Source organism: Ralstonia sp. 1B3 (assembly GCF_036631435.1).
Genome location: NZ_JAPNUG010000027.1, coordinates 107,331 through 129,659 on the forward strand (window position 1 = coordinate 107,331; position 22,329 = coordinate 129,659).

The 22,329-nt window shown below is 64.2% G+C and carries 23 protein-coding genes and 3 pseudogenes; 18 read left to right on the forward strand and 8 right to left on the reverse strand.

Annotated elements, in window-relative coordinates; translation table 11 throughout:
- Positions 1–207: 207 nt before the first annotated feature.
- Positions 208–636, reverse strand: a complete 429-nt coding sequence (locus OWR21_RS08065; RefSeq protein ID WP_332394959.1) for a hypothetical protein — start codon at positions 634–636, stop codon at positions 208–210.
- On the opposite strand from OWR21_RS08065, the gene OWR21_RS08070 reads away from it, so the two are divergent.
- From OWR21_RS08070 to OWR21_RS08105, 8 genes and pseudogenes are all read left to right on the forward strand, one after another.
- Entirely contained in the window at positions 635–2,938 is a 2,304-nt protein-coding gene (locus OWR21_RS08070; protein WP_332394960.1) for a LamG-like jellyroll fold domain-containing protein, read from the forward strand. The genes OWR21_RS08065 and OWR21_RS08070 overlap by 2 nt on opposite strands.
- 167 nt (positions 2,939–3,105) lie before the next feature.
- A complete protein-coding gene (locus OWR21_RS08075; RefSeq protein WP_261796961.1) occupies positions 3,106–4,080 on the forward strand; it encodes a MerR family transcriptional regulator in 975 nt (324 codons plus the stop codon).
- 99 nt (positions 4,081–4,179) lie between these two features.
- Positions 4,180–4,908: a GTP cyclohydrolase I gene (gene folE, locus OWR21_RS08080; protein ID WP_332394961.1), complete on the forward strand. Its 729-nt coding sequence runs from the start codon at positions 4,180–4,182 to the stop codon at positions 4,906–4,908.
- A 28-nt stretch (positions 4,909–4,936) separates the two neighbouring features.
- Positions 4,937–6,231: pseudogene (locus tag OWR21_RS08085) on the forward strand (NAD(P)/FAD-dependent oxidoreductase).
- A pseudogene (locus tag OWR21_RS08090) lies at positions 6,228–6,994 on the forward strand (DUF1365 domain-containing protein). Before OWR21_RS08085 ends, OWR21_RS08090 begins: the two co-directional pseudogenes overlap by 4 nt.
- Positions 6,991–8,190, forward strand: a complete 1,200-nt coding sequence (locus OWR21_RS08095) for a cyclopropane-fatty-acyl-phospholipid synthase family protein (RefSeq protein ID WP_332394962.1) — start codon at positions 6,991–6,993, stop codon at positions 8,188–8,190. Before OWR21_RS08090 ends, OWR21_RS08095 begins: the two are co-directional and overlap by 4 nt.
- 2 nt (positions 8,191–8,192) lie before the next feature.
- Positions 8,193–8,966, forward strand: a pseudogene (locus tag OWR21_RS08100) (DUF1295 domain-containing protein).
- A 29-nt stretch (positions 8,967–8,995) separates the two neighbouring features.
- The gene (locus OWR21_RS08105; protein WP_332394963.1) at positions 8,996–10,096 is read left to right on the forward strand and encodes an SAM-dependent methyltransferase; all 1,101 of its coding nucleotides are present in this window, start codon (positions 8,996–8,998) and stop codon (positions 10,094–10,096) included.
- 15 nt (positions 10,097–10,111) lie between these two features.
- Here OWR21_RS08105 and OWR21_RS08110 read toward each other — a convergent pair whose 3' ends face one another.
- Positions 10,112–10,642: a DUF2878 domain-containing protein gene (locus OWR21_RS08110; RefSeq protein WP_332394964.1), complete on the reverse strand. Its 531-nt coding sequence runs from the start codon at positions 10,640–10,642 to the stop codon at positions 10,112–10,114.
- On the opposite strand from OWR21_RS08110, the gene OWR21_RS08115 reads away from it, so the two are divergent.
- The gene (locus OWR21_RS08115; protein ID WP_316890873.1) at positions 10,631–11,263 is read left to right on the forward strand and encodes a lipocalin family protein; all 633 of its coding nucleotides are present in this window, start codon (positions 10,631–10,633) and stop codon (positions 11,261–11,263) included. The two genes, OWR21_RS08110 and OWR21_RS08115, sit on opposite strands and share 12 nt — an antisense overlap.
- An 11-nt stretch (positions 11,264–11,274) precedes the next feature.
- Here OWR21_RS08115 and OWR21_RS08120 read toward each other — a convergent pair whose 3' ends face one another.
- Positions 11,275–11,811: a chalcone isomerase family protein gene (locus OWR21_RS08120; RefSeq protein ID WP_428984283.1), complete on the reverse strand. Its 537-nt coding sequence runs from the start codon at positions 11,809–11,811 to the stop codon at positions 11,275–11,277.
- Between the two features lie 288 nt (positions 11,812–12,099).
- Between OWR21_RS08120 and OWR21_RS08125 the strand changes: the two genes are divergently transcribed.
- Positions 12,100–12,765, forward strand: coding sequence for a lipocalin family protein (locus tag OWR21_RS08125; RefSeq protein ID WP_316890874.1), 666 nt, complete (start codon positions 12,100–12,102; stop codon positions 12,763–12,765).
- 76 nt (positions 12,766–12,841) lie between these two features.
- Here the strand turns inward: OWR21_RS08125 and OWR21_RS08130 are convergent, their stop codons facing one another.
- Both OWR21_RS08130 and OWR21_RS08135 read right to left on the reverse strand, forming a co-directional pair.
- Complete coding sequence (locus tag OWR21_RS08130; protein ID WP_147213943.1) at positions 12,842–13,339, reverse strand: YciE/YciF ferroxidase family protein; 498 nt, start codon at positions 13,337–13,339, stop codon at positions 12,842–12,844.
- Positions 13,340–13,376: 37 nt separating this feature from the next.
- Positions 13,377–13,889 carry a ferritin-like domain-containing protein gene (locus tag OWR21_RS08135; protein WP_147213944.1) on the reverse strand — a complete coding sequence of 171 codons (513 nt, stop codon included), beginning with the start codon at positions 13,887–13,889 and terminating at the stop codon, positions 13,377–13,379.
- Between the two features lie 153 nt (positions 13,890–14,042).
- Here OWR21_RS08135 and OWR21_RS08140 point away from each other — a divergent pair, with 153 nt between their 5' ends.
- From OWR21_RS08140 to OWR21_RS08155, 4 genes are all read left to right on the forward strand, one after another.
- Positions 14,043–14,231 carry a hypothetical protein gene (locus tag OWR21_RS08140; RefSeq protein WP_332394973.1) on the forward strand — a complete coding sequence of 63 codons (189 nt, stop codon included), beginning with the start codon at positions 14,043–14,045 and terminating at the stop codon, positions 14,229–14,231.
- A 72-nt stretch (positions 14,232–14,303) separates the two neighbouring features.
- Complete coding sequence (locus OWR21_RS08145; protein ID WP_332394965.1) at positions 14,304–16,241, forward strand: S9 family peptidase; 1,938 nt, start codon at positions 14,304–14,306, stop codon at positions 16,239–16,241.
- A gap of 60 nt (positions 16,242–16,301) precedes the next feature.
- Entirely contained in the window at positions 16,302–17,000 is a 699-nt protein-coding gene (locus OWR21_RS08150; protein WP_332394966.1) for a DUF421 domain-containing protein, read from the forward strand.
- Positions 17,000–17,686 (forward strand): DUF421 domain-containing protein, encoded by a 687-nt coding sequence (locus OWR21_RS08155; protein WP_332394967.1) that lies wholly within the window; start codon positions 17,000–17,002, stop codon positions 17,684–17,686. Before OWR21_RS08150 ends, OWR21_RS08155 begins: the two co-directional genes overlap by 1 nt.
- Before the next feature lie 57 nt (positions 17,687–17,743).
- Here OWR21_RS08155 and OWR21_RS08160 read toward each other — a convergent pair whose 3' ends face one another.
- From OWR21_RS08160 to OWR21_RS08170, 3 genes are all read right to left on the reverse strand, one after another.
- Positions 17,744–17,986: a hypothetical protein gene (locus OWR21_RS08160; RefSeq protein ID WP_147213950.1), complete on the reverse strand. Its 243-nt coding sequence runs from the start codon at positions 17,984–17,986 to the stop codon at positions 17,744–17,746.
- 106 nt (positions 17,987–18,092) lie between these two features.
- Positions 18,093–18,512: an Hsp20/alpha crystallin family protein gene (locus OWR21_RS08165; protein WP_147213951.1), complete on the reverse strand. Its 420-nt coding sequence runs from the start codon at positions 18,510–18,512 to the stop codon at positions 18,093–18,095.
- Between the two features lie 33 nt (positions 18,513–18,545).
- Positions 18,546–18,929: an Hsp20/alpha crystallin family protein gene (locus OWR21_RS08170; protein ID WP_332394968.1), complete on the reverse strand. Its 384-nt coding sequence runs from the start codon at positions 18,927–18,929 to the stop codon at positions 18,546–18,548.
- Between the two features lie 248 nt (positions 18,930–19,177).
- Here OWR21_RS08170 and OWR21_RS08175 point away from each other — a divergent pair, with 248 nt between their 5' ends.
- The 4 genes from OWR21_RS08175 to OWR21_RS08190 all read left to right on the forward strand — a co-directional run.
- The gene (locus OWR21_RS08175) at positions 19,178–19,819 is read left to right on the forward strand and encodes a diguanylate cyclase (protein WP_147213953.1); all 642 of its coding nucleotides are present in this window, start codon (positions 19,178–19,180) and stop codon (positions 19,817–19,819) included.
- A 172-nt stretch (positions 19,820–19,991) separates the two neighbouring features.
- The gene (locus tag OWR21_RS08180) at positions 19,992–20,309 is read left to right on the forward strand and encodes a co-chaperone GroES (RefSeq protein ID WP_004628765.1); all 318 of its coding nucleotides are present in this window, start codon (positions 19,992–19,994) and stop codon (positions 20,307–20,309) included.
- A 101-nt stretch (positions 20,310–20,410) separates the two neighbouring features.
- Complete coding sequence (gene groL / locus OWR21_RS08185) at positions 20,411–22,033, forward strand: chaperonin GroEL (protein WP_147213954.1); 1,623 nt, start codon at positions 20,411–20,413, stop codon at positions 22,031–22,033.
- A gap of 110 nt (positions 22,034–22,143) precedes the next feature.
- Positions 22,144–22,329: hypothetical protein (locus OWR21_RS08190; RefSeq protein WP_332394969.1), on the forward strand; the 186-nt coding region annotated here is incomplete at its 3' end.

A 22,329-nucleotide genomic window follows, 5' to 3' on the forward strand; every position in this document is an offset into this window, starting at 1 on the left:
CGGCAGGAGGCTGCAGAAGCCGGGCATGTCTTTTGATATATCAGAATTTATGGATTGATATATTAGAGGTCAAGGGCGGGTTTTCCCGGTCCCTACCAGCGGGGGACGGGGGCCGGCGATGGCCTTGTGGCGGCCCCGCGGATCGCTGTATGAGGCCCTGGTGGCGTCGCCTGCAAACGGTGTTGAGCCCGCTGGATGGCCGCGTCGTCAATCCCTGAAGATGCCGCTGCGTGCCGGCGAAGCGCATGGCGCCGGGCATCCGGCATTCGCACGCAGCGTCCAAATAGACGCTCGGGTTCTATGCGTTGAATCGCGTTTCAAACCGGTCGCGATTGAATGTGCGTGGCTTAAAGAAATGCCTCTGTCACACGCGATTCCTACCATGCGGATGCCAATCGATGCGACCGATTCAATCCATGAATCGCAGGCAATAAAAACAGCATCGAACGCATTCGCTATCTGAGGTTTTTTGAGAATGTTGTTTCTCAAAGGCTCAGCGCGGTTGATCTGTGTCGATGAGAATTGCGCTTTTCCGGCATCACTTCCATTTCCCTTCGAGCGTTGGACCAACCCTGCGAATTGCGACGGCAATCGCTTTGCCTTCTGGGTAGCCAAAAACGTAACGGAGAGAACCATGTCAATGAAAAGTCGGGTCGATCAACTGGAGGTGACGCTGGATGATCTGGCCGCTGTTCCTGAACTGAAGCGCAGGCAACTGCTGCGCATGATGCTGGCCTCGTCGGCGGTCGGCCTGTCGGGCCTGCTGAGCGGATGCGGTGGTGGAGATTCAGCGGATGCCTCAACGGGCTCCGGCTCAACGGGCACGGGCACGTCACCTGGCTCGGGGAATCCGGGCACCGGCACGGCCACGCCGAAGCTGGTGTCGTCATTTACGTTGGCGGCGTTGCCGGATACGCAGTTCTATCCGCGCTATGCATCCGCAAAAATGGGCGAGTTGTATCAAAAGAATTATCCGACCATCAATCCGCAATTCGACAATCCATTCAAAGCGCAAACGCAATGGATTGCCCAGAATGCAAAAGCGCTGAAACTGGCCTTTACCACCCATCTTGGCGATATTGTCGATCAGTCCTGGTATTACACGTCTGAAGGTTCGGCGCCGTGGAGCGCGAGTACCGATTTGCTGAGCAACAGCCAACTCAGCAATGGCACCGTCACCAAAGAATGGGAACTGGCGAGCCAGGCAATGCAGGTGCTGGAAAAAGCCAACTGCAATTATTCGATTTGCGCCGGCAACCACGATGTCGGCGCCATCGGTTCGTCAATGCAATGGGGGCCTGACTGGGGCGTCGGCGTTTCCGGCTTCGACAACACCGACGGATACCAGGACGGAGGCAGCCACCGTCAAGGCTTGCTGGAGCCGTATCTGAAAGTGTTCCCGACCGCGCGCGCCCAACAGCAGTCAACCTTTGGTGGCCGCCACGGCTCGGGCTTTCACGAGTACCACGTCTTCAAGGCGGAGGGGAATCAGTTTCTCGTGCTGTCGATGTCGTGGCGCGCTTCCGACGATGCGATTGCATGGGCCAATTCGGTCATCGCAAAGAACCCCGGCATTCCGGTCATCCTGATTTGCCACCAGCTTGCGGGCATTGGCCCGGATGCAGTGACGGCGGTCGATACGGCGTATTCGAACTACCTGTGGGACAAGCTGATCAAGAATAACGACCAGATTTTCATGGCCGTGTCGGGTCACTATCACGGCTCCTGCAAGATGACGAAGAAGAATGCCGCCGGCAACGACGTCATCTTCATGGTCGTCGATTATCAGATGGCGTATATGGGCGGCAATGGCCTGATGCGCCTGTTCGAATTCGATCTGACGAACAACAGGATCGTCGCCAGTTCGTTCTCGCCGTGGGTGCCGGTCAAGCCGGAGGCGAGCCTGAACCAGTTCGATTCGGCGTGGCTGACGGCGGATAACCAGAACTTCTCGATCGACATCGATTTTGCCAAGCGCTTTGCCGGTTTCAATCCCGGCTTCAAGGCAGCGGCCGGCTCGGTGTCGGGCAGCCTGACCGACGTCGCCAAGGGCCTGATCCTGGCGAACTATCACAACCCGCCGCAGGACGCGGGCAAGCCGGCCTCCGGCCCGAACGACTACCCGGTGGTGCCGAACACCTTGGCGCACTGGCGCTTCTACAACACGGCCGCGGCCGAAGGCGAAGCGCTGTCGCCGTATCAGCCCGGATTCCAGATCAAGGATGCCTCCGTGCCGGGCGATACCACGGCCGGCGCGAACCCCATTTCGCTCAACACGTGGATGGGAGGTCAGCCGGGCGACCTTGTCTGGTCGAAGGATCATCACCCGCTGTCTTCCGCGCCCGGCAGTCTGCAGTTCAAGAACGCCAACCAGACGAGGTCTTCGTATTTCACGACCGATGCCGCTTCGCCGCTGAACGTACAAACGTTTGCCAACGGCTACACGATCGAGGCGTTCCTGAAGATCGATTCGGCCTGGACCGCGCAGAACAACGCGTGGATGGGCATCCTGTATCGACTTGGCGCGCGCAGCGCAGCCACCGGCGTGTCATGGCCGGGTGATGTCGACCAGGGCGACACGATGGCGATGTTCGCGTTTTCCAACCTGATGGAGTTCCAGTGGGAGGTGATCCCGACCGACAACACCGAGAACCTGGCGTGCTGGTCCGGCGGTGTGTCGGCTGGGCAGTGGCTGCACGTTGCCATCGTCAACGACGGCAAGGGCAGCACGACGATGTACGTGGAAGGCGCGCCCATCCTGCGCAACAACAGCGGGATGAACGGCATCCGCTACGTGGCCAGCAACCAGCAGATGGCCATCGGCTGCGCGCAGTACGGCGGCAGCATGGGCAATGGCTTTTTCGGCAGTCTTGGGGAGATGCGGATTGTCGGCGCGCCGCTGCCACCCAGCCAGTGGCTGACGGCACGCGCCTCGTAACGTGAGGATGGCTCCCGCCGCTGCGGTTCGGCGGGAGCGCGGCGCGGAATATCGACTCAAATCCGACTCAGGCGTGTGCAGAAAGCGCGTTACGCGCTTCATTTCATTGACGATGTTGGCCGTACAGCGTTTCATGTCAGCAAAGCAGTTCTTGCATGGAGACGCACGTGCCACAAGAAGACAACGCGGCCCCGATGTACCGAAGCGGAACGGCCGCCCGCATGGCCAAGATGCCTGTATCCACCCTGCGCGTGTGGGAGCAGCGCTATGGCGTGATTTCACCGACCAAATCGGAGTCCGGCCAACGGTTGTATTCGAGCGAGGACGTTCGGCGCCTCGCACTGCTGCGCGCGCTCGTCAACCAGGGCCACGCGATCGGCGCCATTGCGCATGCCGACAGCACTGAACTCGAACAACTGCTGGAAAACGCCCGCGCCGCTGAGGCCCCGGGGCCCGCGCCGTCCACCGCTGCAATTTCACTTGTGGTCTGTGGCGCCGTGCTCGCAGAACGCGTGCGGCGCAGAAAAAGCACGCTTGCTTCGCTGGGTATCGAGCCCGTCATCGAGTTGCCCGCGCTCGACGGCGAGACACACCTGGAGCCTCCGCCACGCACAGACGCCTTGATCGTCGAGGCCGCGTCCCTGCATCCGGAAACGGCCGAAGCCGTCTTGGCCGCGGCACGTCGGTGCGGGGCCAGTGCTGTCGGCGTGATCTACAGCTTTGGCACGGTGCGCGCCACCGACATGCTGCGCGCGGCTGGCGTGCGGCTGTATCGGGAGCCCAACGCGCAAGCTGAACTCGACCAAGTCCTGCAGGAGCTGGCGCAGCTCGTGCGCGTGGATGCCGTCTACGGAAAGCTCGAACCGTTGCGGCGCAATGCGCGCAGGTTTACGGACCGCCAGCTCGAGATCTTCGCCAACGCATCGCAGACGATTGCCTGCGAGTGCCCACGGCACCTCGTCGGGCTGATACGCCAGCTCGACGCGTTCGAGCGTTTCAGCGACGGCTGCGCGGTGCGGTCGGCGCTTGATGAACAACTCCACCGCCACCTTGGGGACGTCGCCAACCGTGCCCGCTTGATGCTCGAAGACGCGATGGAATTCGCCATTCGGGCCGAGACGCTGAATCCACCAGCGAGTTAGCTGCGTATAGGAGCGCATACGCCCCATTCACCTCGCTCGTAGGCGCCTCTGAGGCGGCATGAGCGGTGAGTGCACTGCCGATTTTCGGAGGCAACTTCAATGAAACTGACTTTGGATCCGCCCGGATTTGCCGGGGCGGCTGGCAGCGTGCCGCTTTCTGTCCGGATTCGGGAGCGGTTGATGAGCGCCGGCCACCGCTTTCACGCCAATGACAACATCGCCGCCTACCTGCGCGAAGGCGAACTCGATCTGCTCCAGGCAGAGATTGAGGAGCGCCTGCAGGCCGTGCTGCGCGCGCTCGTCATCGATGTGGAGCAAGACCACAACAGCCGGGAAACCGCGCGCCGCGTGGCCAAGATGTTCGTGCGCGAGGTGTTTGCCGGCCGCTATGTCGAAGCGCCCGAAGTGACGGCGTTTCCAAATGCGGAGCGGTTGAACGAACTCATGGTGGTGGGGCCGCTGCGGGTGCGCAGCGCCTGCTCGCACCACCTGTGTCCGGTGATGGGGCGCGCGTGGGTTGGCGTCATGCCGCGCCAGGACTCCCAATTGATCGGGCTATCCAAGTACGCTCGACTGATCGACTGGGTCATGAGCCGTCCGCAGATCCAGGAAGAAGCCATCAAACAGATTGCCGATCTGCTGGAAGACCGCATGGCGCCCGACGGCCTGGCCGTTGTGCTGGAGGCCGAGCACTACTGCATGCACTGGCGCGGCACGAAAGACGACGGGTCGCGCATGGTGAGCAGCGTGATGCGCGGCGTGTTCCTGACCGATCCCAGCTTGCGGCGCGAGTTTCTTGCGCTGCTGCCCGGCCGCCGCGGCGGATGAGCGCCCAGCCACCCCAAGAGGCATCGCCTTGAACATTCTTCAGTTTCCTGCAAAGCGCATTGCCGTGGTCGGCTCGGGCATCTCGGGGCTGGCGGCCGCGCATTTCCTTGCGAAGCGGCACGACGTGACGCTGTTCGAGGCGGCCCTCGGCTTGGCGGACATACCAATACGGTCGACATCGAAGAAGGTGGGCGGGTCTTTGGCGTCGATACCGGTTTTCTCGTGTTCAACGCGCGCACGTATCCGAACCTGATTGCGTTGTTCGACGAGCTGGGCGTGGCGCATTGCGAGAGCGACATGTCGTTCAGCGTATCCGTCGACGGCGGGGCGCTGGAATGGGCCGGCACCAGCCTCAGCACGGTCTTCGCGCAACCGCGCAATCTGGTCTCGGCGCGGTTCCTGTCGATGCTGAGCGACATCCTGCGCTTCAACCGCCAGGCGCACGCCAACCTGGCCGTGGCGCGCAATGAACGCCACAGCCTCGGCACGCTGCTGGCAGCCGGCCGCTATGGCGAGCCGTTCTGCGCGCACTATCTGCTGCCGATGGCCGCCGCCATCTGGTCGACGCCGAGCCGCGAGATCCTGGCGTTTCCGGCCGAAACGTTCCTTCGGTTCTGTCTGAACCACGGCTTGCTGCAGGTCTTCAACCGGCCGCGTTGGCGGACCGTCAAGGGCGGTGCGCGCAGCTATGTGCAGGCGATTGCCGGCCGGCTGGCCGATGTGCGTGTCGCCACGCCCGTGCGAGGCATCCGCCGGGCAGAGGCCCATGTCGATGTCCGTACGGATGCGGGAAGCGAGCGCTACGACGCCGTGGTGCTCGCCACGCATGCGCCGCAGACGCTGCAGCTGCTCGACGATGCCACCGACGACGAACGCGCCGTGTTGGGCGCTTTCCGGTATCAGCCCAACACCGCATTCCTGCATCGGGATACCCGCCTGTTGCCGCGTCGGCGGCGCGTGTGGTCGGCGTGGAACTATCTGGATGCGCCCCACGCCGGTACAACGGCGAGCGCGCCGTGCGTCAGCTACCTGCTGAACCAGCTGCAGCCGTTGCCGGTGTCGACGCCCGTGGTGGTCACACTCAATCCATCCGCGCCGCCCGCGCCCGAGCTTGAGTATCGGCGCTTCGAATACGAGCATCCGGTGTTTGATCAGCCGGCCATTGACGCGCAGGCCCGCCTGCCGGCATTGCAAGGCCGTGACCGCACCTGGTTTGCGGGTGCCTGGACCGGCTACGGATTCCACGAAGATGGCCTGAAGTCCGCCCTGCGCGTGGTGTCGGATTTCGGCTGCGCGCCAGCCTGGGCACAGGTGGCGCCATGAACGGCGACGCCCAGCTTCTCGTCGGCCAGGTCATGCACCGTCGCCTGCGGCCGGTCGCCAATCGCTTCGTCTATCCGGTGTTTGCCGTGCGCGTGAAGCTCTCCGCGCTGGGTCGCCTGACGGGGCGTGGTTCGGCGTCGACTGCCTCCGCCCGTTGTCCTTGCGCGTGCGTGACTACGGCCCGCGCGACGGCACGGACCTGCTCACGTGGATACGCGGCGTACTGCGCAGCGCGGGTTTGCCTGCCGATGGCGAGGTCTGGCTGCAGACCTTTCCGCGCATTGCCGGCTGGATGTTCAACCCCGTCTCGTTCTGGTATTGCCACGACGCGGCCGGCACGCTGCGCGCGGTCTTGGCCGAGGTCAACAACACCTTTGGGCAGCACCATCGATACCTGCTGTGCGCGCACGACGGCGGAGCCATCGACGCGTACACCGTGCTGACGTGCCGCAAGCAGCTGCATGTCTCGCCGTTCTGCCGGGTCGAGGGCGGCTACCGGTTCCGCTTTACGGAGACCGCTGCAACCGCGTTGGTGCGTATCGATTATCACGACCAAGACGGCCTCTTGCTGCAGACCGCCATCGGTGGCCGGCTGCAGCCTTTTGATGCCGCCCACCTGCGGCGCGCGCTGCTGCGCCAGCCCTTGCTTGCACTGCAGGTCATCGGCCGCATCCATTGGCAAGCCGCGCGCCTGTGGTTCAAGGGCGTGCCGTTCTTTGGCCGTGCCCCGCACGACAGATCTTCTCCGGAGAATTCCCGATGACAGCCTCGCGCTCCCTGACTTGGGTGCCGCCTCATGTTCCTGCGGCCGGCCGGCTGTTCGTCGCCCTGGCCGGTCGGTTGCGGCACGGCTTCCTTCACCTCGTTACGCCTGATGGCGAGGTGCAGATCGGCGATGCCGCGTCGCCGCTCGTGGCAGATCTGCGCATCACCGACTGGCGCGCCTGCGGACGCATCCTGCGCAGCGGCGACGTGGGCTTTGCCGAGGCATATCGCGACGGATGGATCGACTCGGGCAACCTCTCCAACCTGCTGCGGCTGGCCATCGTCAATGCGGCCACGCTGGACCAGGCGATCTTCGGGAATGCGCTGGCGCGCTCCGTCCTGCGCCTGCGCCACCTGCTGCGCCGGAACAGCCGTCGCGGCAGCCGTCGCAACATCCATCTGCATTACGACCTGGGTAACGATTTCTATCGCCTCTGGCTGGACGAAGGCATGGCGTATTCGTCGGCCTGGTTCAACGGCAATCTGCGGCATGGCCTTGCTGAGGCGCAAGCTGCCAAGTACCGGCGCGTGTGCGACCTGCTGCGGGTGGAGCCCGGCATGGATGTGCTGGAAATCGGCTGCGGATGGGGCGGCCTGATGGAGATGGCCTGCGCACGCGGGGCACACGTGCACGGCATCACGCTCTCGGAAGAACAGCGCCGCTACACGGCCGAGCGCCTGGCCGACGAGCCCCGGGCCCGCGTTGAGCTGCGTGACTATCGGGACCTGGACGGGGCGTACGACGCCATCGCGTCCATCGAGATGTTCGAGGCCGTGGGCGAGGCGTACTGGTTGAGCTACTTCCGGACGCTGGTGCGCTGCCTGCGGCATGGCGGCCGCGCGCTGGTGCAGAGCATCACCATCGACGAAGCGCATTTCGAGCGCTACCGCGCCGGCACCGATTTCATCCAGCAGTTCATCTTCCCGGGCGGCATGTTGCCCAGTCGCGAGCGCTTTATCCGGCTGGCGGAGCAACACGGCTTGCGTGTGGTCGACCGCCTCGACTTCGGCCGCGACTATGCAGAGACACTGCGCCGCTGGAGCCAGCGTTTCGAAGCCCGCCTGGAGGCCGTGCGCGCGCTCGGCTTCGACGAGCCCTTCATCCGCATCTGGCGCCTGTACTTCGCCTACTGCGAGGCCGGCTTTGACGAGGGCCGGATCGGTGTGTCGCAGTTTCTGCTGCAGCGGGGGTGACGATGTCGGCGATCGGCGTTGCACTGGTTGCGCTGGTGTTTCTGGTGGTGGTGTTCAGTGCCGTGTGGGCATGGCAGCTGAGCACCAGGAACGCCGGCATGGTCGATCCCGTCTGGGCGTTCTCGCTGGGCGTGGTGGCGTTGCTCTACGCGGCGCTGAGCACCGGTTCGTTGCCGGCACGCTTGCTGGTCGGGGTCGGCGGCGGTGTGGGGTGCACGCCTTGGGTGGCACCTGTGGCGGCGCAACGCCGGCAAGCCGGAAGACGCGCGCTACCGCAAGTTGCGCGAGGAGTGGGGCCCGGCCGCATCGCGAAACATGTTTGGTTTCTTCCAGTTGCAGGCGGCGGTCTCGATGTTCCTGTCGATCGCGTTTGCCGTGCCGAGCTACCGGCCAGATTCACCTGGCGCTTTTGCCATGGCGGTGGCGGTTGCGCTGTGGCTGATTGCGGTGATGGGCGAGGCGGTGGCGGATGGGCAACTGCGCCGCTTTGCAGCAGACCCGGCCAACCGCGGCAAGACGTGCCAGGTGGGGCTGTGGCGCTATTCGCGGCATCCCAACTATTTCTTTGAATGCGTGCACTGGCTGGCCTATGTGCCCTTGCGATCGGATCGCCCTGGGCATGGCTCACGCTGTTTCCGCCCGTGGCCATGGCCTGGTTGCTCGTCAAGGTGTCCGGCGTTCCCATGCTTGAGGCCCATATGCACGCCACGCGCAGTGACTACGCCGAATACGCCCGCACGACGAGTGTGCTGATCCCCTGGCCGCCGCGCCACTGACAACAGACGTACAGATCCAAGGAACCGACATGACTGCACTGTCCACGCCGACCCTACCGCCGCAGGCTGCGGCCGACGCCAATGACGGCTGGCTCATCCAGTGCTGCGAGCGCGGATGGCTGCCGGATGGGCTGGTTCGCGCGGGCATGCGCACCCTCATGCGCCAACGCCTGCGAGACGAAGGTCTGAACGACGGCGAACTGCGTTCGCGGCGTTTCAATGCACTGCTGGACGAGCTGCACGGCAGCCCGATTGCCATTGAGACAGACGCGGCCAACACGCAGCATTACGAATTGCCGCCAGCCTTTTTCGAGGCTCACCTGGGGCCGCAGTTGAAGTACTCCTGCGCCCTGTACCCGACCGGCAACGAAACGCTGGCCGAGGCCGAAGAGGCAATGTTTGCCTGCTATGCCGAGCGTGCCAGCCTGGCCGACGGTCAGTGCATTCTGGATCTGGGCTGCGGCTGGGGGTCGTTGTCGCTGTGGATGGCCAAGCGCTATCCCAACGCACGCATCGTGGCGTTGTCGAATTCGCGGGGCCAGCGCAGCTGGATCGAGGCTCGCGCTGCCGAGCGCGGCCTGGCCAACCTGACCGTGCACACCGGCAACATCGTCGATTTCGAGTTTGCCGAGATGCCCAAGGGCGGCCGCTTTGATCGTGTTGTCTCGATCGAAATGTTCGAGCACATGAAGAACTACGGCCTGCTGTTGAGCAAGATCGCGCGATGGATGCGACCGGACGCGGTGCTGTTCGTGCACATCTTTGCGCACCGCACGCTGGCGTATCACTTTCAGGTGCAGGACGGTACCGACTGGATGTCGAAGTACTTCTTCACGGGCGGCACGATGCCATCGGAGGCGTTGCTTCTGGAATTCCAGGACGACCTGCGCATGGCGCGGCACTGGTGGATCAGCGGCACGCACTACGCGCGCACCGCCGACCATTGGCTCGCCAACCTGGACGCGGCCCGTGATCGTTTGATGCCGGTGTTCGTCCAGACCTACGGCAAGGCGCAGGCGGCCGTGTGGTTTCAGCGCTGGCGCATGTTCTACCTGGCGGTGTCGACGTTGTTCGGCTATGCAAACGGCAACGAATGGGGCGTGGCGCATTACCGGTTCGTCAAGCGCTAGGCACCGCAGCGGCAGTCAGGGCGAAATGCCGGTGCCATCGCTGCGCTTGCCTATCCATACCAGCAGCGGCATCCATATCGCCCAGCCGATGGCCAGCGTGCCGAGCGTGGCAGCCATCTCCGAAATGTGTGCGGCCCCCAGCGCTGCGCCCGCACGAAACGAGAGCGGGCCGGCAACGGCTCCTAGCGTCATCGCCAGCCACCATCTGCCGCGCAGCCAACGAAAGAGGACATTCACTTGGATCGCGAACAGCACCCACAGCGCCAGCAGCCAGGGCGGTGCGAATCCGGCCCACAACGTGCCGTGCGGATAGGCGATGAGGCCGGCGCGTATCAGGACGGTTTCCCACGGCGCCGCCAGCATCACGACCGACAGTACCAGCCGCAATTCCCGCCGCGGCTGGCGGGCTTGCCACAAGTGCAGCGCGAGCAATCCGGCGACGAAGACGATGCCGATCCACGCGGCATCGCGCGCGGCACTCAACACACAGACAAACCAGCCGGCTTGTCCGGCGATTGCATAGAGGAGCGCACGATGAGAACGCATCGAAGAGGCCACCGTTGGCTCACGCTGTCAGGTTGGGCGCGTTGGCTGGCAGTCGTCACGCTGGCATTTGCCAGCGCGGCCTGCTCCGGCCCCCCGCCGAATCCCAACCCGCGGGCGGCCGTGCCGCTGAAGACCGTGCCGGTCGACCTGCCGCGCTACATGGGGCGTTGGTATGTCATCGCCAACATTCCGTACTTTGGCGAGCGGGGCAACGTCGGCAGCTATGCCGAATGGTCGCTGCGGCCCGATGGCCGTATCGACGATGCCTACGTCTATCGGCCCGGCGGTTTCGACGCGCCGTTCAAACGCATGCAGTTCGTCGATTCGGTGGTGGACGGCAGTGGCGGCGGCGAATGGCGCGTGCGGTTGTTCTGGCCCATCTATGTGTCGCAGCTGACGCTGTATGTCGACCCGGAATACCGGGTAACGCTGCTCGGCTATCCGGACAAAAGCCTCGGCTGGGTGTTCTCGCGCGAGCCCAACATGAGCGATGCGGACTATCGGGCAGCATTGAGCCGTTTCGACGCGATGGGTTACGACATTTCCCGTTTCCGGCGCGTAGCGCAGTTCCCCAGCCAGATCGGGCAACCGGGCTTCCAGTCGCCGGGAGACGCCAACTAGCCGTGCGCGCATCAACGTGACTTGCCCAGAAGGTGACGGCGCAAGGACGGTGCGCGCGTGCCGGGTGCCAGCCAGATATCGAAGAAGGCGCGCGCGAACGCGGGATCGTTCACCTCGGTCGTCAGTTGTCCATTCGCGTAGAAGCGCGCACCGCGTCCGGGCAGATACACGCCGCACAAAGTGTCGCCCGGTTTGACATCGGGGAAGGCGGGCGTCATGGCGCGCTGCCATTGCGCGAGCGTGTCGTCGGGCGGGACGGGGCTCTGGAGCCGCCGGATTTCGTCGATGGCGGTTTCGATAAGGCGGCTTCGCTCCACTGCGCGCCGGTATGTCACTTCCAGTGCAAAAGGCGCGTCATAGCTGGGCGGAAGTTCGGCGCTCCATAGCTGCGCATCGTAGAGGCAGAATCCAAAAAGACACAGCGCACCCTTGCCGGAGAGTTGCGGCGCGGGCACGGTGTCACGGCAATCGGCCCACGCTCCAACGCTGATGAGCGTGCACAGAACGAGGAGGGCGGTTCGAGCGGCGTGAGTGCATTTGGCGGGCATATCGCAAGGTGCGCGCACCGGTGAATTCAGCGATGAACAGACGGCTTGTTGGAGTCTACTGACGGCACGGTGGATCGGGGACTACGGGCACGAAGTTTTCTTGATGCATTTCCTGTTCAGCAGTTGCGCCGCTGTACAACAGCGGCATTGACCGGACGTAGGTGGGCATGTCGACTCAAAGCGTCTTCATTGGCGGAAAGGCGTCATGTGTTCTTCTGCATTGCGTTGACGCGCGGCACTACGCGGCGTCTTATGGCGCAAGCGCGGTATTTATTCGGGAGGACTCAGATGGCAGATACGTTGACACACGCGTCGCGACTCGTGAGGCGCGCGCGGCATGCGTTGAGCTCGTTGAGGGGGATCGGCGTTGCGCAGCATGCCGGCGGTGCGCGCACAGTCCGTGGACGCCTGCACTGGCTGGCCCCGGTGGTTGCATGCGCGGCATTCCTGGCGGCATGCGCACCGACGCGTCCACCCGAAGGCATCAGCGCCGTCACGCCGTTCGACCTACAGCGCTACCAGGGCCGCTGGTATGAGCTGGCCCGGCTGGATCACGGGTTCGAGCGCGGCTTGACCGATGTTTCCGCCACGTATCAACCGCGGCCCGACGGCAGCGTCCGCGTGGTCAACCGCGGCTTCGACCCGGCCAAGGGCGAGTGGCGCGAGGCGGTTGGCAAAGCGGTGTTCATCGGCGACGACCATACCGGCTCGTTGAAGGTCTCGTTCTTCGGGCCGTTCTATGGCGGGTATCACGTGGCTGCGCTCGACGCCGACTACCGGTGGGCCCTCGTGGTGGGGCCGAATCGCAGTTACTGCTGGGTGTTGGCACGCGATAAACATCTGGGCGCGGCACAGCGCGAGGCCATTGCCGCGCGCGCCCGGTCCCTGGGGATCGATACCGCTGCGCTGATCTGGGTCACGCATGAACGGCAGGACCCTGTCGGGCCGACGTAAGGGTCCGCCACGCCGGGCAACCTGAGGGCTGGCGGTTTGCCGCCATTCCACCTGCAACGCCGGCGTGGCGCGGCTCCTACGAGGCGGCGCTCGCTTCGCGATTGGCGGACTGTTCCGCCAGACGGGTCAGCTTGGCATCCGTCGCCTTTTCCTCGTCCAATGTGCTGACGATCAGCGGCACCGCTTCATGGAAGCCGATCTCCTTCGCGAGGGCCGCGAGCGTGCCATACGAGGCGATCTCGTAGTGCTCGACCTTCTGCGCCGCGCCGATCAACCCGGCATCGAGAACCGGGCCCTTCGGGATCTCTTCGATCAGCTCGTTCGCCTCTTCGATCAGGCCCTCCATGGCAGCGCACTTCATGCGCTTGAGCTTGATGGCGCAGGTCTCGACGATCTGATCGATTCTTTCGATCTGACCTTGTGTTTCTTCCAGATGGCTTTGGAATGCCTCCGAAAGCGCTTCGTTCTGGGCGGTGCGGGCGAGCTTGCCCAGCGCTTTGGCCAGTTGCTTCTCCGCGCTGTAGATGTCCGACAACGAGTGGACGAACAGGTCTTCAAGGGTCTTACGTGTCATTGGTATCTCCGGACGAGGCGTAGTGGAAAGGGCGAAATCAGCGCTTGGCTTCCGCGCCCGGGGTCTCGGCGCGGGTCAGGAACGTCGTCGTGACGGACGCGAGATGCTCGGCCAGCCAGGCCGCCATGGCCTGCTCTTGCGGGAGGATGGCGTCGCAAACGCGCACGGTCTCGGCGTCGCCGCAATGCTCGGCGGCCGCGCGCAAGCTGGTGTAGGAGGCGATTTCCATATGCTCGAAGACGTAGCTCGCCATCGAGCCTTTGACGACTTCGTCCGAGACCACCATGCCGCTCAGCCCTTGGCCAAATGCCGCAATACGGGCGGTGATGTCTTTCACGACGGAGGTGCTTCCGCCGAGGCGCCGGATGCACGAATCGACAAGACGCTGCTGCTCCAGCGTCTCTTCAATATGGCGGTCGATCCGCGCCTTCAGCTCCGGATAGTGTTCGAGCCGGCCGGATTGTGCGCGCAGCATCTGCTCCGCTTGCTGTTCCATCGCGTGCGCATCGCGCAGCCAGTCGAGTAGGTGCTCCTGGGCAGACGTAGTCATGTTCGCTCCTGATTGGGTGGAGCGAACGGCAACGCAACGAACGGGCCTGCGGGCTGAACGTCTTGCCTTTTCCGCCTGGCCGCCACGCGGCACAGCCGTTGCTGGAAGCTGAGGGCGCAGGCGAAGGGCTTGAGCAAAACCACGGAGCAAGCAATGACCAACCAGAACCGCACTGAAGAGAACCGCAGCGAATCCCGCCGCGATGAGCGCCAGGAAAACCGCCGCGATGAAGATCGCCAAGAGGGTGGCTCGGCACAGAACCGCCGTGAAGAGCGCCAGGAAAGCCGCCGGGAAGAGGACCGCGAGCGCCGTGAAGAAGACCGTGAGCGCCGCCAACAATAAGCGCGAGTACTGACGCGACCCGGCCCCGCCCCGCTACAGCGCCGGCGGGGCCTTTTCTTGTGCGAGGACGACATGACACGCCCGTTTTCTATCGACGATATCTCGCGCTATGAGCGCATCACAGACGTAGCGGCGTGTCGGATGTCCGACCGCGTTGCCTACTGCGTGGAATCCGTTCATGGCGACACGTACTGTTCGGCAATCTGGATCGCGGGCGGTGAAGAAACTCCATGGCAATTGACCGCCGGGACAGCGCTGGAGACCGCCCCGCAATGGGCGCCGGACGGGAGCAGCCTGGCGTTTCTTTCCGATCGGCATGGCGGCGCGCCGCAAATTTACAGCGTGCCCTTACGGGGCGGAGAGGCGCGGCAGGTCAGCCGTTTGCCGCATGGCGTGCAGAGCTTCATGTGGTCACCCGACGGCAAGTCGCTGTTGGCGGTTGGGCTGATCGAGGTTGACCCTCCTGACGCGACCCACGGCAAGCGCCGTGCGGAGGGCGTGCATGTCATCACGGAAGTGCCGTACAAGCTCGATGGCGCCGGTTTTACGTTGAATCCCCGGGCGCACCTGTTCATGGTGGATGCTGCAAGCGGCGCACATCGCCAACTGACGAACGGTCGGTATGAAGTGCGACACGCGGCGTGGAGTCCGGACGGGCAAACCGTGTATTACACGCGGACGCGCGAAGGACGATTGACGCATCGCACCGACATCTGGGTGGTGCGGCAAGACGGCACCGACATGCGCCAACTGACGGAGCAGGTCGCGATCGTGCAGGACCCTCAGCCTTCTCCGGATGGGCGGCGCCTCGTGTTTGCCGGCAGTGAATCCGCCGGCGACGCGCAGACGCGCCTTTGGCTGGTGGATCTGCAAAGCGGGCAAGTCAGCGCGTTGGGCAGTGAAGACTTGGAAATCGTCTCAGGAAAATCGTTGAGCTGGGCCGAAGGCTCGGACGCGGTCTATGTAATCGCAGCCCGCAACGGGCTGCAGGAGGTGGCGCGTATCGATGTTGTGTCGGGGGCGTACCAGACGCTGGTGGCGGGGCAGCGGCATGTCTCTGCGATGGCCATGACGCAGGACCGCCTGTACTTTTGCGCGACATCGATCGCAGAGCCCGAGCAGCTCTATGCATGCCTGCACAGCGGCGAACACGAGCAACAGGTGAGCGCGACCAATGGGTGGTGGTACGAGCGAACCCGCCCCGACGTGCGCTACGAGTCGTTTGTGGTGCAAACCGATGAAGGCCGGGAAGACACCGTCTGGGCTTGGGTGATCCGCCCACCCCAACCGTGTCCCGCCGGGCCGCTATTGCTGGACTTTCATGGCGGCCCCGCAAGCTATGTGCTGCTGGCCTATGCCTCGCATCCTTACTGGAACATTCTCTGGTCTCACGGCTGGACGATTGTGGCTGTCAACGCCGTGGGCTCCAGCAGCTTCGGACGCACCTTCTGCGACAGGCTGCGTGGTCGTTGGGGCGAGCTTGATCTTCCGCAGCACTTGGCCGTGGCGGATGCCTTGCATGAGCAGGGCGCGCACAACGGCGCCATCGCGGCGGCCGGCAAGTCCTATGGCGGCTATCTGTCGGCATCGGCAGCGTGTACCACCGACCGGCTGAAAGCGGTGGTGGTGTCGGCTCCTGTAGCTGACCTGCGCAGTCACTTTGGCACGTCTGACTCCGGCCCCTATGCGGACCCGTATGCGCTGGGCGGCAGTCCGTGGGAGGCCGTGCACACCTACGACACCTTGTCGCCCATCTACCATGCCCCGCGCGCCACGACACCGGTGCTGCTGTTGCAGGGGATGGACGACGAACGCTGCCCGCGCGGTCAATCCGAACAGCTCTTTGCAACGCTCGCCAGGAGCGAAGCGGCCCCGGCCGAGCTTGTCCTGTATCCGGGCGCGGGGCATCACTTCTTTGAATCGGGGCGACCCTCCTATCGCGAAGACGCTGCCGCGCGGGTGGTTGACTGGCTGACCCGCTGGCTCGGGCTTGGAGGCGCCATCGAGTAGGCGCCGCGTGGGCACGCGCAATGCGGATAGGCCGACAGCCCGCGGTCCGCCCTCCCAGCCATGCACAACCTTTCTCTGAGCCTCGTCGACTGGTATCGCTTTTTCTTTGGCGATGCATCCGCCGGCTTCCTGCCGGAAGTGCTGCTGCGCACATGCCTCACGTATGTGTTGCTCATCGTGGCAATGCGCTTGCTCGGCAGACGTGTCGCAGGGCAATACACGCTGTTCGAAATATCCATTGCAGTGACGCTTGCAGCCGCCATCGGCGTGCCGCTCCAGACTGCCGAGCGCGGACTCCTGCCGCCGCTTGTGATTGCCGCCGTGGCGATCGCACTGCAGCGTGTACTCGCGCGCGCTGGCTCCACGCATCGGCGCTTCGATACGCTGCTCTCTACGGATGTGACGTTGCTCGCCTCCGACGGGTGCCTCGACCACGCCGAGCTTTCCCGCTCGGGCATGCCGCGCGAGAAGGTCTTCCAGGCGATGCGCATCAAGGGCTGGCAGCACCTCGGCCAGATCAGTCGGCTTTACATGGAGCCATCGGGTTCTTTCTCGTTTATTCCTGCCCGGCCCGCGCGCCCGGGGTTGTCTGTCCTGCCTGTTATTGACGAAACGCTGCGCGCCGAAGGTCGCATGCAAGGCTGGTCCGCCTGTATTGCTTGCGGCAACACGATCGAGAAGGAAGATCTGCACGGACACCGATGCGACCGCTGCGGCTCAAGAGACTGGACCTATGCCGTCACGGAAGTGGAGTGCTGATGGACTTTATCGAGCGCTTGCTGGTCGGCGATGCATCGTGGTCGTTCCTGATGGAGGTGGTGCCGCGCGCGGTGCTGGTCTATGTGCTGTTGCTCGTGTCCATGCGGTTGATGGGCAAGCGGATGGCAGCGCAACTGAGCATCACGGAACTGGCCGTCGTCCTGATGCTGGGCGCGGCCATCGCGGGGCCGATCCAGGTGCCGTCGCAAGGCGTGATGCCGGCAGCGGTGGTGCTCGTCGCGGTGGTGGTCTTGCAGCGGCTGACAGCCAAAGCGGGCCTGCGCTGGCGCCGCTTCGAGGTGCTGGAGCAGGGCGATGTCACCATCCTCGTGAAAGACGGCCGGATGCTGCTGGACGAGCTGAAGCGGTGCGAGATGTCGCGCGAGATGCTGGCGTCCCACCTGCGCGCTGCCGATGTCGGCCACCTGGGCCAGCTACGGCGTGCGTACCTGGAGGCGTCGGGCGCGATCAGCATTGTCTGGCGCAAACACGAACGCCCTGGGCTGACAGTCAGGGCGGACATGGAGCGTTCACTGCTCGATGTGTTGGGTGCAGATGGATATTTTGCTTGCTGGAGCTGCGGCTTCACGGTTGCTGCTCGCGCACGTCCGGCGCAGCGTTGCGAGATGTGCCACGTCACCCGATGGGAATCGGCCGTGCACCTGTCTCAGGAGCCGTTGCATTAGCGGCGATGGGGCACGGGCGACACAGGCAGGCCGCCGCGTGAGATGCGTGCCGGTCGATCAGTCTTCCACGGCCGTCGATCCGGCTGCCGTGCGTTCATGGCGGTCAACGCGGTTCAACGCTCGCAGCACGGAGCGTCCGGTATCGGTGAGCCGCGCACGGTGGCGTTGCCCTTCGGCGGAACGCTCGAGCATGACCAACTGCCGCTCCAGCAACGCATCCAATTCAGCGCGGTTCATGTCGACCTGCTCGGGCGACTGGCTCAGCAACATCAGGGTGGCAAATTCGTGTGCACTCAGCATCTTTGTCTCCTAGTAACAAACAACCGTAACCAGGGGGCACGGTGCCAAATGCAGGCGCGCAAGGAGCGCGCCCGCTTGCAAGGCAAAACAGCGACCGGTGATGCGCTCAGCCGGCGTGGACTTCGATACGCCGCGGCTTCGCCTCGTCGCGGCGCGGGATGGTCAGCTTGAGAACCCCGTCGCGCAACTGCGCATCGATGCGCGAGGCGTCAAAGTCGGGGCTCAGCACAAAGGTGCGCGAGAAATGCGGGTGCCGAACTTCGCCATGCTGCAGACGCAGACCCGACGGCGTGGGCACCATCAGTTCGGCATCGACCGTGAGCGTGCCGTCCTGCACGCGCACATCGAGCTTCTCGCGCGGCACGCCAGGCAGGTCGGCAAACAGCGTGATGCCCTGGCGGTTTTCGAAGATGTCGACAGGCGGCGCCAGGTGCGTCTGGCGTGCGGCGGGTTGTTCTGCCGGCTGCTTTGCGACCGCGGCATGACCCGGCTGCGCCTGGGTCGCCAATTGTGTGGTGTCGTTCATGATGTGCTCCTTCATGCTTGCGCAAGCTGTGGCTCAGCCTTGCACGGTGATCTGACGCGGCTTGGATGCCTCCGACTTGCCGACGCTGATGGTCAGGCAGCCGTTGACGTACCGGGCATTGACCTTCTCGGGGTCGACGTCCTGTGGCAGCTCGATCACGCGCCGGAACGCGCCGGTGAAACGCTCGTCGGCATACACGCGCGTATCGTCGGTCATCTCGAAATCCGGGCGCTTGCGTTCGCCGCTGATCGTCAGCAGCCCCTTGTCGATCGAGACGTCGATCTGCGCGGGGTCGAGCCCCGGCGCGAAGGCGACGATCTCGATGGAGTCATCGGTGCTGCCAATGTTGACGGGAGGAAAGGTGCCGATGCGCGTTGCGCGCAGGCTGGCGGGCACGCCCGCAAAGAGACTGGCCATCTGCCGGTGCAGGCGGTCGAACTCGCCCAGCAGATCGGTGCCAAAAACAGATCGCTCATGGCTGGCTCCTGGTGGGGCCCGCTCGGAGACTGAACCGAACTACGCGCTCCAGTTCATCCGTCCGTGGCGGGCCACTGACAAACAAATCGAAACACGCAGCGCGAGAACCGCGACTGCTTGACGACACCTAAAATAGGGAGGCAAGCGGAAATTTCAAGAGGCCATTCGATACGTCATTCGGAGGTTTCATGGACCTTTTCAACGCAGTGCACGAACAGATGGATGCGGTGCGCCTGCCGTTGGTCGCGGTCACCGTGACTGCGGCCCGGCGACCGAATACGCCGCTCGTGGCGATCCTGCATTGGCACGGATTCCGCCGCGCCAGTCCGCTCGTGTTACCGGGAATCGACATTCCGCCGCGCTCCGTGCCGGGCTCGGCCATTCAACTGACGCACGCCTGGCATTGCGTCGAAGCCGTTGACGAGGCGCTGCTCGATGCCGCCTGGCAGCTCGGCGCATGGGACCTGGAGCGTGTCGAGCGACGCGGCTGCAACGTGGTGGGCGCGTCCGCGGGTGAAGCGCTGGCATGTCGCCAGGCATTCGGCGATTACGACGGCGCTTCGGCGGACGAGGCACTCATCGACGGCGCGCCCGATCGCGCCGAGCTGATGCAGCTCGCCGCTGATGCAGGCTACCTGCGCTGGCTGTTCCGACCCGTCAAGGGCGGCGTGTGGCGGCAGCTTGATGAGCCGGACGACACGCTCGGCCCTGATGGCGGACGGGAACCGCCGTGTCCTGTGCTGCCGATACCGCCGACACCGCGCCAGCGGCCGGCACGCGGCCGTACGGTCTATCGCCTGGGAGCCGTCCGGCGCATCCTTTTGCCTTGAAACATTTTGTTACAAAGTCGCTGTTTTTCGCCTCTTGAACTCGCGGCGGGGCGCTTCTATTTTGCATTCCGCCAAGTCTTTGGCACGGCTTGCCTGCCCTGCCGGGCGCCCTGCTTGAACGGCGTGCAAGTCGGATTCCCTTTTTTGGTGATCTATCGCTCAGGAGATGGAAATGAAGATTCGTCCCCTCTACGACCGGGTTATCGTCAAGCGAATCGAACAGCAACGGACGACGGCCTCGGGCATTGTGATTCCTGATTCCGCCGCAGAAAAACCCGAGCAGGGTGAAGTCATCGCGGTCGGCACGGGCCGCTTGCTTCAGGACGGCACGCAGCGCGAACTCCAATTGAAAGTCGGTGACCAGGTGCTGTTCGGCAAGTACGCCGGGCAGACCGTCAAGGTCGATGGCGAGGAACTGCTCGTCATGCGTGAAGAAGACGTCATGGGCGTCATCGAAACCCACGCCGAGGCGGTTGCCAAGGCCGCCTGAAGCCTCGAGCCGCTCGCGGACACCGCCGGATACCGCCGGACACGCAAGGAGGCCGGTTGTTCGCGACGTGTTGAGTCAACGACTTATCCGGAGCAACAAACATGAGTGCAAAAGACGTCAAGTTCCACGACAGCGCGCGCGTCCGTATCGTCAAGGGCGTGAATGTTCTTGCCGATGCCGTGAAGGTGACGCTCGGGCCCAAGGGCCGTAACGTGGTCATCGAGCGCAGCTTTGGCGCCCCGACCATCACCAAGGACGGCGTGTCTGTCGCCAAGGAAATCGAACTGAAGGACCGCTTCGAAAACATGGGCGCGCAGATGGTCAAGCAGGTCGCGTCCAAGACCGCGGACATTGCCGGTGACGGCACCACCACGGCCACCGTGCTGGCCCAGGCCATCGTGCAGGAAGGCATGAAGCACGTGGCGGCCGGCATGAACCCGATGGATCTCAAGCGCGGTATCGACAAGGCCGTGGCCGCCGTGCTCGATGAGCTTCGCAATCTGTCGAAGCCGATTTCGACCAACCGCGAGATCGCCCAGGTGGGCTCCATTTCGGCCAACTCGGACGAGGCCATCGGCAAGATCATCGCGGAGGCCATGGAGAAGGTCGGCAAGGAAGGCGTCATTACGGTCGAGGATGGCAAGTCGCTCGACAACGAGCTGGACGTGGTCGAAGGGATGCAGTTCGACCGCGGCTACGTCAGCCCGTACTTCATCAACGACCCGGACAAGCAGGCGGCCTATCTGGACGACGCGCTGATCCTGCTGCACGACAAGAAGATCTCGAACATCCGCGACCTCCTGCCGATCCTGGAAGCTGCATCGAAGGCCGGCAAGCCGCTGCTGATCGTGGCGGAGGATGTGGAGAGCGAAGCGCTCGCCACCCTCGTCGTCAATGCGATGCGCGGCATCCTGAAGGTCGCCGCCGTGAAGGCGCCCGGATTTGGCGACCGCCGCAAGGCCATGCTCGAAGACATTGCCGTGCTCACCGGCGCAACGGTCATCTCCGAAGAAACCGGCAAGCAGCTCCAGAAGGCCACGTTGGAAGACCTCGGCCGGGCCAAGCGTGTGGAGGTTCGCAAGGACGACACCATCATCATCGACGGTGCCGGCGACCAGGCCAGCATCGACGCGCGCGTCAAGTCGATCCGCGTGCAGATCGACGAAGCCACGAGCGACTACGACCGCGAGAAGCTGCAGGAGCGCGTGGCGAAGCTTGCCGGCGGCGTTGCCGTCATCAAGGTGGGCGCGGCGACCGAAGTCGAGATGAAAGAGAAGAAGGACCGTGTCGACGATGCGCTGCACGCCACCCGTGCGGCCGTCGAAGAGGGCATCGTGCCGGGTGGCGGCGTGGCCTTGCTGCGTGCCCGCTCTGCCGTGCTGAACCTCAAGGGCGCCAACAGCGACCAGGATGCCGGTATCCGGATCGTGCAGCACGCGCTGGAGGCTCCGCTGCGCGCCATCGTCGCCAACGCGGGTGAAGAGCCTTCCGTCGTGATTGCGAAGGTTGCCGAAGGCAAGGGCAACTACGGCTACAACGCGGCCACCGGCGAGTACGGCGACCTCGTGGAAGCGGGCGTCGTCGACCCGACCAAGGTCACGCGCACGGCGCTGCAGAATGCCGCGTCTGTCGCCGGGCTGATCCTGACCACGGATGCGACCATCGCGGACGCACCGAAGGAAGACAAGCCCGCGCAAATGCCGGCACCCGAGATGGACTACTGAACCACGCAGTTGCGCTGCCATCGACTGGCCGGTTCGCCGGCCAGTGCAACTGCATTTCGGCGCCGCACGGTTTTGCGGCGGTGCCGCCTTTTTCAGGTTCGATCGCCACGATGAAGCTACAACTCACCATTGACGCGAAGCACCTCGACGTTGAGATCGATGATGTCGTTGCCGGCCTGCTGGCTGCGCGCCTGGGTTTGCCGGAAGGTGCCGACCACCGCGACGCGCTCGCGCGGCACCTCAGCGAGGTCAGCGCTCCGTGGGTGTTGGACGATGAACACATGCGCAAACGCGTG